Annotated in this window: 15 protein-coding genes; 13 read left to right on the top strand and 2 right to left on the bottom strand. The window is 65.5% G+C overall.

The genetic code is table 11. From position 1 onward, the window contains the following. Positions 1-373: 373 nt before the first annotated feature. From K675_RS0115505 to K675_RS0115450, 11 genes are all read left to right on the top strand, one after another. On the top strand, positions 374-1,288 hold the full coding sequence (locus tag K675_RS0115505; RefSeq protein WP_017904418.1) for a hypothetical protein: 915 nt from the start codon (positions 374-376) through the stop codon (positions 1,286-1,288). A gap of 447 nt (positions 1,289-1,735) precedes the next feature. Further along, on the top strand, positions 1,736-2,824 hold the full coding sequence (locus tag K675_RS0115495; RefSeq protein WP_017904417.1) for a methyl-accepting chemotaxis protein: 1,089 nt from the start codon (positions 1,736-1,738) through the stop codon (positions 2,822-2,824). Between the two features lie 35 nt (positions 2,825-2,859). Then, positions 2,860-3,225, top strand: coding sequence for a response regulator (locus K675_RS0115490; RefSeq protein ID WP_017904416.1), 366 nt, complete (start codon positions 2,860-2,862; stop codon positions 3,223-3,225). A 6-nt stretch (positions 3,226-3,231) separates the two neighbouring features. Further along, a complete protein-coding gene (locus K675_RS0115485) occupies positions 3,232-3,540 on the top strand; it encodes an STAS domain-containing protein (RefSeq protein ID WP_017904415.1) in 309 nt (102 codons plus the stop codon). A gap of 4 nt (positions 3,541-3,544) precedes the next feature. Next, positions 3,545-5,575, top strand: coding sequence for a chemotaxis protein CheA (locus K675_RS0115480; protein WP_017904414.1), 2,031 nt, complete (start codon positions 3,545-3,547; stop codon positions 5,573-5,575). A gap of 2 nt (positions 5,576-5,577) precedes the next feature. After that, complete coding sequence (locus K675_RS0115475; protein ID WP_017904413.1) at positions 5,578-7,215, top strand: methyl-accepting chemotaxis protein; 1,638 nt, start codon at positions 5,578-5,580, stop codon at positions 7,213-7,215. Positions 7,216-7,225: 10 nt separating this feature from the next. Next, positions 7,226-7,753 (top strand): chemotaxis protein CheW, encoded by a 528-nt coding sequence (locus K675_RS0115470; RefSeq protein ID WP_017904412.1) that lies wholly within the window; start codon positions 7,226-7,228, stop codon positions 7,751-7,753. A gap of 1 nt (position 7,754) precedes the next feature. Next, positions 7,755-8,567: a CheR family methyltransferase gene (locus tag K675_RS0115465; protein WP_017904411.1), complete on the top strand. Its 813-nt coding sequence runs from the start codon at positions 7,755-7,757 to the stop codon at positions 8,565-8,567. After that, positions 8,564-9,055, top strand: coding sequence for a chemotaxis protein CheD (locus tag K675_RS0115460; protein WP_017904410.1), 492 nt, complete (start codon positions 8,564-8,566; stop codon positions 9,053-9,055). The genes K675_RS0115465 and K675_RS0115460 overlap by 4 nt, the downstream gene beginning before the upstream one ends. Further along, positions 9,052-10,107 (top strand): protein-glutamate methylesterase/protein-glutamine glutaminase, encoded by a 1,056-nt coding sequence (locus K675_RS0115455; protein ID WP_017904409.1) that lies wholly within the window; start codon positions 9,052-9,054, stop codon positions 10,105-10,107. The genes K675_RS0115460 and K675_RS0115455 overlap by 4 nt, the downstream gene beginning before the upstream one ends. A gap of 128 nt (positions 10,108-10,235) precedes the next feature. Continuing rightward, the gene (locus tag K675_RS0115450) at positions 10,236-10,892 is read left to right on the top strand and encodes a response regulator transcription factor (RefSeq protein ID WP_017904408.1); all 657 of its coding nucleotides are present in this window, start codon (positions 10,236-10,238) and stop codon (positions 10,890-10,892) included. Here K675_RS0115450 and K675_RS0115445 read toward each other — a convergent pair. Further along, positions 10,877-11,305, bottom strand: coding sequence for an acyl-CoA thioesterase (locus K675_RS0115445; protein WP_017904407.1), 429 nt, complete (start codon positions 11,303-11,305; stop codon positions 10,877-10,879). The two genes, K675_RS0115450 and K675_RS0115445, sit on opposite strands and share 16 nt — an antisense overlap. Positions 11,306-11,316: 11 nt before the next feature. After that, positions 11,317-12,255 carry an alpha/beta hydrolase gene (locus K675_RS0115440; RefSeq protein ID WP_017904406.1) on the bottom strand — a complete coding sequence of 313 codons (939 nt, stop codon included), beginning with the start codon at positions 12,253-12,255 and terminating at the stop codon, positions 11,317-11,319. Between the two features lie 74 nt (positions 12,256-12,329). On the opposite strand from K675_RS0115440, the gene K675_RS0115435 reads away from it, so the two are divergent. Together K675_RS0115435 and K675_RS0115430 are read left to right on the top strand one after the other, a co-directional pair. Further along, a complete protein-coding gene (locus K675_RS0115435; protein WP_017904405.1) occupies positions 12,330-12,944 on the top strand; it encodes a DUF6436 domain-containing protein in 615 nt (204 codons plus the stop codon). A 118-nt stretch (positions 12,945-13,062) separates the two neighbouring features. Then, positions 13,063-15,084 (top strand): penicillin acylase family protein (locus tag K675_RS0115430; RefSeq protein WP_017904404.1); only part of this gene is annotated, 2,022 nt, incomplete at its 3' end.

Raw genomic sequence — 15,084 nt, 5'->3', positions numbered from 1 at the left:
CGGCGGCCGGCGGCGGCGCCGGCGGTGCGCTGGGCAATTACATGGGCAACTCCAGCGACCGCGAGGATCGCCACTACCGCGAAGGCCACCGCGGCCGCGGCCATGCCTACGGCCATCGCAAACACCGTCACTGGCGCGACTGAGTCTCCTCACCAGGGAGTGCTGCAACAGCACTCCCTTGGCCGCGCCTGACGGCCAGTGCAGAAAACCCGCCATTGAAATGCCCGACCATGCAGATTGCATGGGCGTCGGATCCAGCTCCTTCTCCAAACCCTTGAATTGTTTGCCTATTTCAGCAGAGCAGGATCTGGCACATCCGCTGCTACCTCTCCAGTGAAGGCTGTAGGCCCCTCACTCATGGAGCACAACAACAATGATCGGGAATGCTGAAATTCATCCTGCCATGCACGACTCGTCAAACCACTCGGGAGTCTCCTGGGCGGCAATCTTCGCTGGAGCCGGCGCCGCCGCCGCCCTGTCCCTGCTGCTGCTCATGCTCGGTTCCGGGCTGGGGCTGGCCGCCATATCGCCCTGGTCGGGCGAAGGCATCAGCGCCAAGGGCCTGGGTATCTGGGCGATCATCTGGTTGGCCCTCACGCAAATCCTGGCCTCGGGCATGGGCGGCTATCTCGCGGGGCGACTGCGGGTGAAATGGGCCAATGTGCATGGCGACGAGGTCTACTTCCGTGACACCGCCCACGGTTTTCTCGCCTGGGCCGTCGCGACCCTGCTCATGGCGACACTGGCGGCAGGCTCCGTCAGCAGCCTGATCGGCGGAGGCGCCAAGGCCGGGGCCACCGTGGCCGCCGGTGCTGCCAGCAACCTCGGCAGCGACACCCGCCATGACAGCGGCTCCGACTACTTCATCGACCTGCTGTTTCGCGACGACCGTCCCGCCGCGGTCAGCGAGGACGCCGCCCACGCCATGGCCACCCGGATCTTCGTGCACAGCCTGGGCAACGGTCAGTTGAGCGTCGAGGACCGTGCCTACCTGGCACAACTGGTGACCCAGCGCACCAACCTCAGCCAGGTCCAGGCCGAGCAGCGTGTCGACCAGGTCTACGCCCAGGCCCGGCAGGCCGTGGACACCGCCAGGCAAGCGGCCGACCAGACGGCCAAGGCCGCGGCCTGGTCAACCCTGTGGATGTTCATCGCCCTGCTGATCGGTGCCTTCTTCGCCAGCCTGGCCGCAACCTTCGGCGGTCGCCAGCGCGATGGCGTGGTCTACCTGCAAGACGGCGAATTCCAGACCCGTACCGCCCCCCTGCACTCAATCCGAGGAGAATGAAAATGCGCTCACTTCTACTGTTCTTCCTGGGTGTGCCGATCCCGGTGATCATCCTCATCGCGCTGTTCGTGCATTGATCCTTCAATGGCGGCCCTCCCTCAGGGGTCGCCGCTTTTTCAGGCACCACGCTTAAGCCAACGAACGCCTGCGGGCGATCCGTTGTCCCCAATTGCCAGCGCTGTAACATTCAATTACATCCCTTCCCGCAAAATGCCTTAGGGCTAATTCCTAGAAAGCTCCGATCAACGCTCTTTCATCGGGATCCCAGGAGGTGGCGCCGTTACTGGATGATGAGCCAAATACCTGCCCGACCAGTCAGTTTCGAAGCGACTGGCAAATACACAACCACCTGTCCCACGTCGCTGGGATTAAGGGTTATCCCGATACTGATATCAATATGCTACCGATATGATCCGCCGCACTTGAGCCTCGCAATGGAAGCAGCGGATGTGGATGTATCTGGGAGTCTGGTCAGGAATCACGCTAAGCGCCATCGGGCTTTCCCTGGGCCAGCCACTGGTCAACGGCACCGGTCTGACACTGATCGCCCTCGCCGCCCTGGCCCAGCGGATTGTCGGACCGTCGAACAAGCCTGCCGCCACCACCCTTACGCCACAACCTGATATCGTCACTGCTCCCGGCGAACTGCAGGCCCTCCTGCCGGTGATCGCACCCGCCTGGAACGATGGCATCGGCCAGAGCCGCCAGCTGCTGCAATCGAATATCGGCGAGCTGTTCGAACGCTTCGCCAGTATCGCCGCCCGCCTGGAAGGCGGCCTGCACAATTCCGAAGGCATCCTCGGCAGCGGCGGCGTCGGCGAAAGCCTGCGTGACGCCAACGAGCGCCTGCGCGAAGTGACCCGGTCCTTCGAAGCCAGCAGCCAGCGCCAGCACGAACTGCTCGACACGATCAGCCACCTGGGCGACTACGCCAACCAACTGCAACAGATGGCCAAGCGTGTCCAGGAAATCGCCAACCAGACCAATCTGCTGGCACTCAATGCCGCGATCGAGGCCGCCCGCGCCGGTGATTATGGTCGCGGTTTCTCGGTGGTTGCCGACGAGGTGCGCAAGCTCTCCACCCTGTCCGCCGAGACCGGCCAGGGCATGGACACCAAGGTCGGCGAGATCAACCATGCGATCCAGACCACCATCACCGCCGCCGCCGAACTGGGCAGCAGCGAACAGGCCAACCTGGACTTCCTCAATCATGCGGTGACCCAGGTCATGACACGCCTGGGCGACAATCTCGGCGAACTGACCGACGCCTCCCGCCTCCTGCAACGGGACGCCCGGGACACCCAGGCCGACATTCAGGCAATCATGGTCAATCTGCAGTTCCAGGATCGCGCCGACCAGATGCTCGACCATGTCCAGACCGACCTCGCCCAACTGCTCGAGGCCATCCGGCAGCAGGATGCCAGTCTCAACGACCCGTCCGCCTGGCTCGAACGCCAGCGCCAGCGTTTCACCACGGACGAGGAGCGACAGGGTCGCGCCCAGGTGACAGTCAGCGACGACGTGACCTTCTTCTAGCTTTTCCCCTCTTTCCCTTTGCAAGAGTGATGAACATGGCCAAGACCATCCTGATCGTCGACGACTCCCTGTCCATGCGCCAACTGGTGAAGATGAGCCTGACCAGTGTCGGTCACCAGGTCATCGAGGCCTGCGACGGCCGCGATGCCCTGAACAAACTGACCGGGCAGAAGATCAACCTGATCATCAGCGACGTGAACATGCCCAACCTCGATGGCATTGGCCTGGTGAAAGAGGTCAAGGCGCGCAACGAGTACCGCTTCACACCGATCATCATGCTCACCACCGAAAGCGAGCAATCGAAGAAGGCCGAAGGCCAGGCCGCCGGCGCCAAGGCCTGGATCGTCAAGCCCTTCCAACCGCAGCAACTGCTGGCGGCCGTCGAAAAGCTGCTGGGATAACCCGCCATGTTCTCGCTGACGCCCGCCACCGACGACATGCCTGCGCAACTACGCCTGCAGGGCGATCTGACCCTCTACGAAGTCAGCATGGCGCGCGAGCAGTTGCTCGGCCTGCTGCCATTGCCTCCGGGTCCGTGGCAGTTGGACCTGGGCGGCCTGAGCGAGCTGGACAGCGCCGGCGCGCAATTGCTCCTGGCAATCCAGCGGGCGCTGTCGTCCATCGACCAGCCGGCCACCGTCAGCCAGGTCTCGGACACCGCCCGGGAACTGCTGACGCTGCTGAATCTGGAATCGCTGTACCCGACCGAGGCCTGACCCCATGCTCAGTGGCGAACAATGGAACCAGTTGCTGCTGGGATTTCTCAGCGAAGGACGTGACCTGCTCAAGGAGGCCGAAGACAGCCTGCTGCGCCTGGAAACCAGTCCGGGCGACGCGGACGCGGTCAACGGACTGTTCCGTGCCGTGCACACTCTCAAGGGCTCGGCCGGGATCTTCTCGCTGACGCCCCTGGTCAACCTCACCCATCATCTGGAAAGCCTGCTGATGTCGGTGCGCGACGGCCAGCGCGAACTGACCCCGGCATTGACGTCGCTGATGCTCAAGTGCATGGACGAGCTGAACGCGATGATCGAACGCGTCGACCCCGACAGCGGCCTGCTCGACGCCGACGAGGCACGACAGGCTCCCCTGCTGGCCGCGTTGTTCGAGGCCCAGGGTGGCAGTACGGGTGAAACGGCGGAAACCGAACCTCGGGACAGTGCAACCACGTCGACGGAACTGATCACCTGGCAGGTCTCGATCAGTTTCTCCGAAGAGCTGTTTCGCAACGGTTTCGACCCCGCGGCCTTCCTGCGCTACCTCAAGCGCCTGGGCGAGATCCGTACGCTGCAGACCCGCTGCGATGCCATACCGCCCCTCGACCGGTTGGACCCGGAAACCTGCCACATCGGCTTCGACTTCCAGTTGCTCAGCGCCGCCAGCCAGGCCGAAATCGAAGATGTTTTCGAGTTCATCCAGGACTTCTGCCAACTGCAACTGAGCCCGCTGCAACCGCCGGCAGCGGCACCGATTGAAGCAGTCGCCACGCCTCGGCCCCAAACCGGGCCGGCCACCCCGAAAGCCGCTGCCACCCGCGACCGGCGCAGCCTCGACACGACGCTGGTCAAGGTCGCCGCACACAAGCTCGACGAACTGATCAACCTGGTCGGCGAGCTGGTGATCAGCACCGCCAGCGCCCAGATGCAGGCTCGGCGCAGCAGCGACAGCGGCTGCATGGAGGCCACCCAGGCGGTGCACCAGCACGTCGAACAGATCCGCGAAGCGGCGTTGAAACTGCGCATGGTGGAAGTCGGCGAGACCTTCAACCGCTTCCATCGGGTGGTCCGCGATGTCAGCCAGGAGCTGGGCAAGAATATCCAGCTGAGCCTGGTCGGTGGCGAGACCGAACTGGACAAATCGGTGATCGACAAGATCGCCGATCCCCTGACCCACCTGGTACGCAACGCCATCGACCACGGCATCGAGTCGGCCGCCGAACGCCTCGCCGCCGGCAAGCCGGCCGCGGGCAACCTGCGCCTCAACGCCTATCACGACTCGGGCATGATCGTGCTCGAAGTCGGCGACGACGGGCGCGGCCTGAATACCGAGCGGATTCTCGCCAAGGCGATCGACAAGGGTCTGGTCGACCCGGATGCCCAGCTCAGCGCCCAGGATATCCACCTGCTGATCTTCGAGGCCGGCTTCTCCACTGCCGAACAGGTCTCCAATCTCTCCGGCCGGGGCGTCGGCATGGACGTGGTGCGCAGCGCCATCGACCAGTTGCGCGGGGTCATCGAGATCGACTCGGTGGCAGGCGTGGGCTGCACCTTCCGCATTCGCCTGCCACTGACCCTGGCGATCATCGACGGCTTCCAGGTCAGCGTCGGCCAGGACAACTTCGTCATCCCGCTGGACATGGTCACCGAGTGCATGGAAGCCGGCCCCGAATGGCTGCGCCAGGGCCAGGGCTACCTCAGCCTGCGCGGCAAACCGCTGCCGTGCATCGCACTCGACCGACACTTCGGCCTGGCGCCCAGCCAGGCACGGCGGCGCAACATTGTCGTGGTCAGCCAGGGCCGCCAGCAGGCCGGCCTGATCGTCGACCAGTTGCTCGGCGAACTGCAGACCGTGATCAAGCCCCTCGGTCAGATGTTCCAGCACCTGCGCGGCATCAGCGGTTCGACCATCCTCGGCTCCGGCCAGGTCGCGCTGATCCTCGATATCGCCAGCCTGTTCCGGCACCTGCAGACGTCGGCCGAATCCACGGCGAGCCCGCTCAACCCACCCTTGCCCAGCCTTTCAGGAGAGTAATCATGCAGTTCATCCGCAACATGAAGATAGGCATCCGGCTGACAGCGGGCTTCCTGCTGGTGGTGGTGCTGACCGGTGTCATCGGTGTGATCGGTATCCGCAACCTGTCCCAGGTCAACGACCTGTCGGATCGCATGTACGAAGTCGATGTCACGGGCCTGCGCCAGATGCAGGATGCCAACATCCAGTTGGTGACCGCCGGCCGTGCGATGCGCCATAGCCTGCTCGCCACCACCCACGCCAGCCGCGAACAGGCCGCCAACCTGGCACGCAGCTCACTCGAACAGACCCGCAAGCTGATCGCCGAGGCGCGCAAGTCGTTCCTCAGCAAGGAAGGCCAGGCCCAGGTCGACAGTATCGAGGGCCCGCTCAAGGAATACGAAAGCGTGGTCAACCAACTGCTGACCAGCCACCAGCAGTCCGGCCAACTGCAGGAGAACAGCGAAATCACCGACCTGCTGCCCAAGGCCGTGAGCACCAGTGAAGTGGTGGACCGCCTGATGGGCGAGGCCACCCGTCGCAAACAGGAGCGTGCCGCCGAGGCCAACCAGCAGATCAGCGATATCGCCGACAGCTCCCAGACCCAGATGATCGCCCTGATCATCGCCGCAACCCTGCTCGGCATGCTGATCGGCGTACTGGTCACCCGCAGCATCACCCGCCCGCTCAATGGCGCCGTGGAGGCTGCCAACCGCATGGCCGCCGGCGACCTGAGCCATGACCTGCAGGTGACCAGCCAGGATGAAACCGGCCAGTTGCTGGCCGCCATGCAGAACATGGCCCAGCGCCTGCGCAGCATCCTCGGCGATGTCCGCAGCGCCGCCGATTCGCTGTCCTCGGCCTCGGAGCAGGTCAGCTCGACATCGCAGTCCCTCAGCCAGGCCGCCAACGAACAGGCCGCCAGCGTCGAACAGACCAGCGCCTCGGTCGAGCAGATGTCCGCCTCCATCGCGCAGAACACGGAAAGTGCCAAGATCACCGATGGCATCGCCGGCAAGGCCGCCAACGACGCCGTGCAGGGCGGCGGTGCGGTCGGTGACACGGTGTTGGCGATGAAACAGATCGCCGACAAGATCAGCATCATCGACGACATCGCCTACCAGACCAACCTGCTCGCGCTCAACGCCGCCATCGAGGCCGCCCGTGCCGGCGACCACGGCAAGGGCTTCGCGGTGGTCGCCGCCGAGGTTCGCAAGCTGGCCGAGCGCAGCCAGGTGGCGGCCCAGGAAATCGGTCAGGTCGCCTCCAGCAGCGTGCAACTGGCCGAACAGGCCGGACGCCTGCTCAACGAGATCGTACCGAACATCCAGAAGACCTCCGATCTGGTCCAGGAGATCACCGCCGCGTCCCAGGAACAGAGCGGCGCCGCCGGGCAGATCAACATCGCCATGGGCCAGATGAACCAGATCACTCAGCAGAACGCCTCGGCCTCCGAGGAACTGGCGGCCACCGCCGAGGAGATGAATGCCCAGGCCGGGCAGTTGCAGGAACTGATCGGTTTCTTCCGCTTCGAGGAAGAGTCCACCAGCAGCCCGCGGCCACCGTCGCGCGGCCACGACGGCTACGTCTTCAACGGCGCGCGGGACGGTTTCAAGAACCGTGCGGCGATCGACGAAGGCCAATTCGTGAGTTTCAACTGAGGGCCGGATCATGACTGCAAGCCTGAGCCGCGACCTCGTAACGCTGCCCGACGCCCCACCGGCGTCGAGCATCCAGCACCTGTCGTTCCGGGTGCGCCAGGCCGCCTACGCGGTGCCCATCGACCTGGTGCGCGAGATCATCGAATACGGCGATGTCACCGCCGTACCGATGATGCCGGCGTTCATCCACGGCGTGATCAACCTGCGCGGCAACGTCGTGCCGGTGCTGGACCTGGCCACGCGCTTCGGTTTCGAGGCGACCGCCGTCGGCAAGCGCACCTGCATCGTCATCATCGAGCTGGACCTGGAGGACTTCAGCCAGCGCATCGGCCTGGTGGTCGACGCCGTGGATGCGGTACTCGACATCGACCCGCAACAGGTAGTCGCCGCGCCGACCTTCGGCGCCGGTATCCGTACCGACTTCATCGCCGGCATGGCCCGTGGCGAACAGGGCTTCACCATCATCCTGAACATCCCGCAGGTGCTGTCCCTGGAAGATATCCGCCAGCTCAGCCTGGCCGCGGCCCAGGGCCACTGAGATGTCCGGCCCGCTCAAGCTGCCGACCCTCGGCGACGGCGAGTTCCGCCGCCTGCAGACGCTGATGGCCGAAGCCTCGGGCATCGTCCTGGCGCCGAACAAACGGCCGCTGGTGGCCGGCCGGCTGATGAAGCGCCTGCGCCACTATCGCCTCGACAACTATGCCAGCTACCTGCAACTGCTCGACCAGCCGGCGCACCTCAAGGAACGACGGCTGGTGGTAGACCTGCTGACCACCAACGAAACCTATTTCTTCCGCGAACAGCCGCACTTCGACTTCCTCGGCAACTGGCTCGGCAACCGCAAGGGTCCACTGAAATTCTGGAGCGCCGCCTGCTCGTCCGGCGAAGAACCCTACAGCCTGGCCATGGTGATTCAGGAGAACCTGCGCGGCGGCGACTGGTCGATCCTGGCCAGCGACCTGAGCCTGAGCATGCTGGAGAAGGCCGCCGAGGGCATCTACGACATGGCCCAGGCCAAGCACTTCCCCCAAGGCTGGCTGCAACGCCACTGCCTGAGCGGCGTCGGCGACATGCGCGGGCGCTTCCGAGTCCAGGCAGCCCTGCGCGAGCGGGTCAGCCTGCGCGAGATCAACATCGTCCAACCCCTGCCCGAAGGGCTCGGCACATTCGACGTGATCTTCCTGCGCAACGTGCTGATCTATTTCAACAACGAGGAAAAGCAGCGCATCGTCCAGCGCCTGGTCCAGCCATTGCGACCCGGTGGTCTGCTGTTCATCGGCCACGCGGAAAGCATCCACGGCTTCGACCTGCCGCTGCGACTGCTCAACCCGTCGGTATACGAACGCCTATGACTGCGTCGCTTTTCCTGCTCCCCGGCGACTACTTCTTCGGCCAGCACGAAGGCGTGGTCACCACCCTGCTCGGCAGTTGCGTGTCGATCATCCTCTGGCATCCGCGCTGGCGCCTGCTGGCGGTCTCGCATTACCTGCTGCCCAGCGACCCGATGGCCCGCAGCGGTCTCGACACCCGCTACGGCGAAGGCGTGTTCCAACGCATCCAGGCCGACATGCAACGCCACGGTACCCACCCCGGCGAATACCGCAAGGGCATCTTCGGTGGCGGCAGTCTGGCGCGTTTCGAGGGGCCGCGCGGGCGCAGGATCGGCCACAGCAACAGCGCCTTCGCCCGCGAACAGTTCAGTCGGCGCAACTGGGCGGTCGACCACTGCGACCTCGACGGCCAGCACTATCGCCGCCTGCACATCGACGGCAGCAGCGGCGCGATCGATTGCCAGCGCAATAGCGTGCAGCCATTGCTGCTGGGGAAACGGCCACGATGATCCGGGTGTTTATCGTCGACGACTCGGCCCTGGTGCGCCAGGTACTGACCCAGTGCCTGGACAGCCACCCGACCATCAAGGTGATCGGTCAGGCGGCCGACCCGCTGTACGCCATCGACAAGATGCGCCGCGACTGGCCGGACGTGCTGATCCTCGATGTGGAGATGCCGCGCATGGATGGCCTGACCTTCCTGCGCCAGATCATGGCCGAGCGGCCGACGCCGACGCTGATCTGCTCGACCCTCACCGAGCAGGGCTCGGCGGTCGGCGTCGAGGCCCTCGCGGCCGGTGCCGTCGGGGTGTTCACCAAGGCCCGGCTGGGGCTGCGCCAGAGCCTGGAACAACTCTCCGCCGAGCTGATCCGCAAGGTCGAGGAGAGTGCCCGGGCGCGGCCCATGGCCCTTCGCCACAACCCCACTGCCGCAGAATCGGCCCCCGTGCCGTCCTCGGTCCCGCCGGTACTCAGGACCACCGACCGGGTGGTTGCCCTGGGCTGTTCCACGGGCGGCACCCAGGCACTGGAATTCATCCTCAGGCAATTGCCACGTGACTGCCCGGGGATTGTCATCGTTCAACACATGCCGGAGAAGTTCACCGCCGATTTTGCCCGGCGCCTGGACAAGTTGTGCCAGATCGAGGTCCGCGAAGCCAGACATCTGGATCGCGTCCACAGCGGCCTGGCCCTGCTCGCTCCCGGAGGTTTGCACATGCAGCTCAAACGCAGTGGCGCTCACTATCAGGTGGAAGTGCTCGACGGCCCTCCGGTCAATCGGCACAAGCCTTCGGTAGACGTCCTGTTCCGCTCGGTGGCGCGCCAGGCCGGTGCCAATACGCTGGGCATCATCATGACCGGCATGGGCGACGATGGCGCGCGCGGACTGCTGGCCATGCGTGACAGTGGCGCCGCCACCGTCGCCCAGGACGAAGCCAGCTGCGTGGTGTTCGGCATGCCCAGGGAGGCCATTCGGCTGGGAGCGGCCCAGGTGGTCGAACCCCTGGCGAAACTGCCGAAACTGATCCAGCTCTTCGGCGACAGCAGCCGCCACGGCTGACCCGGACACGAGGATGCCGTGGGTCGCCGGAATCGATGCGACCCCCTGGGCTGCAATCCAGATACGAACAACCGTGGCAGGCCCGTACGGCTGCCGCGCCCTTCCCTTTGCGCCATGGGCTAGAGCTTATGCTGTGTCGAATACTGCTTGCCGACGATTACCCGCTGTTTCGCGCGGGCATTCGGGCCTTGCTGGAAAAACAACAAGAATACGAAGTCGTCGGCGAAGCGGGCGATGGCCAGGCGGCCATCGAGCTGGCCTCCAGGCTCAAGCCGGACATCGTGCTGCTGGACATGTCGATGGAGCGCATGAACAGCGTCGCCGCGCTCAAGGAGCTGTCCCTGCGCGCGCCGCGCAGCAAGGTGCTGATGCTGTCGATGCACACCGACACGCATTTCGTGATGAAGTGTCTGCAACTGGGCGCCCACGGCTTCCTGCTGAAGACCGCGACGGTGCTGGAGCTGGAGCTGGCGCTCAAGGCCCTGCGCCACGGCGGCCAGTACCTGTCCTCGGCGGTGGTGCCACTGGTGGTCAACCAGGCGGTCCGGCAGAGCCACGAACCGTCGGCCAAGGCCAGCCAGGTCGCCCTGACCGCACGCCAGCTGGAAATCCTGCGGCTGATCGCCCGAGGCGAAACGACCCGTTCCATCGCCGTCGGCCTCGGCCTGAGCGTCAAGACCGTGGAGGCGCACCGCTCGCAGATCATGCACCGGCTGCGGATTCACGACATCGCCGGGCTGGTGCTGTTCGCGGTGCGCGAGGGGATCATTCAGATCAACGACTGAAGGGCCTCGCGCAGGCCGTCCGGGATCGATACCGGGCGGTTGCTCGCGCGTTCGACGAAGACATGGACGAAGCGCCCGGCGGCACAGGCGTCCTCTTCGCCGGCCTTGAACACCGCCAGCTCGTATTGCACCGAGCTGTTGCCCAGCTTGCCAACGCGCAGACCGATCTCGAGACGCTCGGGGAAGGCCACCGAGGCGAAGTAGTCGCAGGCGGAACTGACCACGAAGCCCACCACGTCGCCGTCGTGGATATCCAGCCCACCCCGCTCGATCAGGAAGGTGTTCACCGCCGTATCGAAAAAGCTGTAGTAGGTGACGTTGTTCACGTGGCCGTAGAGGTCATTGTCGTGCCAACGGGTGATGATCGGCTGGAAGTGGCGGTAGTCGCCACGCTGTGGCAGGCGGTCGGTCATGGAAGCCTCGATCAGAAGTGGGCGCCGAGAAAGCTGAAATAGCGTTCGCGGTATTCGGGAAGTTCGTTGGCCAGGTGATGCCGGGCCTGGGCCAGCATGAACACCTCGGGCTGGTCGAATTTGCGGCGCAACACCGCCAGGTTGTGTTGCCAGTCGACGGTCATGTCGCCGTCGCCCTGGACGATCAGCGGCCGACGCGGGCTCGCCGTGGCCCCTTCGATCCCCGGAATCCAGCGGGCCAGGGCGCCGACCCAGGCGGTCGGCAGGCGCTGCGGCTGCAGCGGGTCGGCCTGCAGGAACGGCATGAAATCCGGGTCATGGGTGTTCTCGCTGAAGCGCCGGGCGATGCCTTTGACGAAGGGCCTGAGCAGGTGATAGCTGAGCTTCGACCAGCCCCAGGCCCGTGGCCGCACCAGCGGCGAGAGCAGCACCACCTGACCCTGGGCCGGGCTGTCCTGGCCATGCCGGAGCAGGTGGTCGACCACGATGGCACCGCCGGTGCTCTGGCCGAACAGGTGCCAGGGCTGCGGCAGCCCCAGCGACCGGGCCTCGTCGAACAGTCCCTGCAAGGCGCGCTGGTATTCGGCGAAATCCTCGATGCTGGCCCGCTCGCCACTGGACAGGCCGTGTCCCGGTAGGTCGCAGGCGATCACCGCGAAACCGCGATCCAGCGCCCAGTCGATGACATTGCGGTACAGCCCCATGTGGTCGTAGAAACCATGGAATAGGAACAGGGTCGCCACCGGGCTCTCCGGCAGCCAGAGCTGGCTGACCAGGTCGAAGGCGCCGCTTCTGAAGCCACCGAGGCGGCTGGTGAACGCGGTGCCGCGCTGGGGCAGGTCCAGGCCGTAGAAACGCTGGTAGGCCTGCGCCGCCGGCGACAACGGCTGCGCCTCGGCCAGCGGGCGCAGGCTGGCGCGCAGGGAATCGGGGTCGAAGGTGGCGGGCATGGACGGCTCCGGGCAAAGATGCGGCAACGCCGAGGCGTTTTACTGATCTGCGATATTCTTCTGTCAGGACAGGCATGGCAAGCTACGCGACCTTCGAGGATCGAATCGCCATGCTTCAGACGCGTCACACGACACTCTTCGCCGGCCTGCTGGCCAGCCTTTGCGCGGTGGGCCTGTGGCTCGCCTACGACTGGTTCCAGGGCCGCTACATCCGCGCCTTCAGCGAGCAGACCGCGCTGTTCGCCGGCGACCGGCTCAGCCTGCCGACCTCACTCGCCGGCCCGGGCAGGATCCGCCTGGTGCATTTCTGGGATCCGGCCTGCCCGTGCAACGTCGGCAACCAGCAGCACCTGGGCGAACTGGTCGAGCGCTTCGCGCCGCTGGGCGTGGATTTCTACGCGGTGCAAAAGCCCGGCAGCCACGGCCAGTTGCCGGCCAATCTGAAAGCCATCCAGCCGCTGGCGCAGCTCCCGGGTGCCGAACACCTGACGGTCAGCCCGGCGGTAGCGATCTGGGACCGCAACGGCCAGTTGGCCTATTTCGGACCCTACAGCCAGGGCGCCACCTGCAACTCCAGCAACAGCTTCATCGAACCGATCCTGCAGGCCCTCGGCGAAGGCCGCCTGGTGCACGCCACCCACAACATGGCCGTGGGCTGCTATTGCCCCTGGCAGGAACCCGCGCAATGACCACGGCAAACCGGACTTTTCAGGGTAATCGGCGATTTGCGCGATGCATCCGCCGGCCCGGGTGTGCTACATGTTAGCGGCTCAGAACCGGTAGTCCGCCCTGCACAAGGAACCCCGCATGAAACGCAGCCTGACCGTTCTCGCTGTCCTGATCGCCGCCGTGGCCGCCGGTGGGACCTGGTACGTCCAGGGCAAGCTGCCGACACGCCAGGGCCAGGTCACGCTGGGCAATCTGCAGGGGCCGGTCACCGTGCGCTACGACGAGCGTGGCGTGCCGCACATCCGCGCCGAATCCGAGACCGACCTGTACCGCGCCCTGGGCTACGTGCATGCCCAGGACCGACTGTTCCAGATGGAAATCGTCCGGCGCCTGGCCCGGGGCGAGCTGTCCGAGGTCCTGGGGCCCAAGACCCTGGAGACCGACAAGCTGTTCCGCAGCCTGCGCATCCGCGAGCATGCCGACCGGTACGTGGCCCGGCTGGATCGCCAGTCCGCCGCCTGGAAGGCCCTCCAGGCCTACCTGGACGGGATCAACCAGTACCAGGCCAGCCACGCCAGACCGGTCGAGTTCGACCTGCTCGGCATCCAGCCGCGGCCGTTCACCGCCGAAGACACCATCAGCATCGCCGGCTACATGGCCTACAGCTTCGCCGCCGCCTTTCGCACCGAGCCGCTACTGACCTACGTGCGCGACAAACTGGGAGCCGACTACCTCAAGGTATTCGACCTGGAGTGGCGCCCCCAAGGCATGCTCGGCACACCGACACCGCTGGCCGAGGCGGACTGGAAAGGCCTCGGCGCCCTGGCGCGAGTCAGCGAGCAGGTCCTGCGCGAGGCCGGCGTGCCGCAGTTCGAAGGCAGCAACGCCTGGGCCGTCTCCGGCAGCCGGACCAAAAGTGGCAAGCCGCTGCTGGCCGGCGACCCGCACATCGCCTTCTCGACCCCGGCGGTGTGGTACGAGGCGCAACTGTCGGCGCCGAACTTCGAGCTGTACGGCTATCACCAGGCGCTGGTACCGTTCGCCTTTCTCGGCAACAACCAGGCGTTCGGCTGGAGCCTGACCATGTTCCAGAACGACGACCTGGACCTGATCGCCGAGAAGACCAATCCCGACAACCCCAACCAGGTCTGGTACCACGGCCAGTGGGTCGAGATGACCCGCAGCGAGCAGCAGATCGCGGTCAAGGGCCAGGCACCGGTGACCCTGACCCTGCTGCGCTCGCCCCATGGCCCGATCATCAACGACGTGCTCGGCGCCAACGCCGCAAGCAAGCCGATTGCCATGTGGTGGGCGTTTCTCGAAACTCCGAACCCGATCCTGCAGGGCTTCTACGAACTCAATCGCGCCGACACCCTGGACAAGGTCCGCGAAGCCGCCACGAAGATCCAGGCACCCGGCCTGAACCTGATGTGGGCCAACGCCCGGGGCGATATCGGCTGGTGGGCGGCGGCGCTGCTGCCCAAGCGACCGGATGGGGTCAACCCGGCGTTCATTCTCGACGGCAGCACCGGCGAGGCGGACAAGGACGGCTACTACCCGTTCAGTGCCAACCCGCAGGAGGAGAACCCGGCGCGCGGCTACATCCTCTCGGCCAACACCCAACCGGCCTCACCCACCGGCATGGTGATTCCCGGCTACTACAACCTGGCCGATCGCGGCCAGCAACTGAACCGCCAACTGGCCGACAACAGCGTGCGCTGGAGCCTGGAGAACAGCCAGAAACTGCAATTGGGCACCACCACCGACTACGGCCCGCGGCTGCTCAAGCCGCTGCTGCCGGCCCTGCGCGCGGCAGCGAAGGGCCCGGCGGAACTCAAGCTGGTGGAACAGTTGGCGACGTGGAAGGGTGACTACCCGATGAGTTCCACCAGCGCCACGCTGTTCAACCAGTTCCTCTACGAACTGGCGCGTGCCGCGATGCACGACAAGCTGGGCGACGATTACTTCAATACCCTGATCACCACCCGCGTGGTGGACGCCGCGTTGCCCCGCCTGGCGGCCGATGAGACATCCCCATGGTGGAACGGCAATCGCAACGAGGTGGTTGAACGGGCCTGGCAGGCAACCCTGGCTCACCTCGGAACCCTCTATGGCGAGAACAGTGCCGGCTGGGTCTGGGGCAAGGCACATACGCTGACC

It is taken from the genome of Pseudomonas fuscovaginae SE-1 (genome assembly GCF_000364705.1).
GTDB classification, from domain to species: domain Bacteria; phylum Pseudomonadota; class Gammaproteobacteria; order Pseudomonadales; family Pseudomonadaceae; genus Aquipseudomonas; species Aquipseudomonas fuscovaginae_A.
Note: the sequence above shows the minus strand (reverse complement) of the source record. Positions and strands in the feature narration are given on the sequence as shown.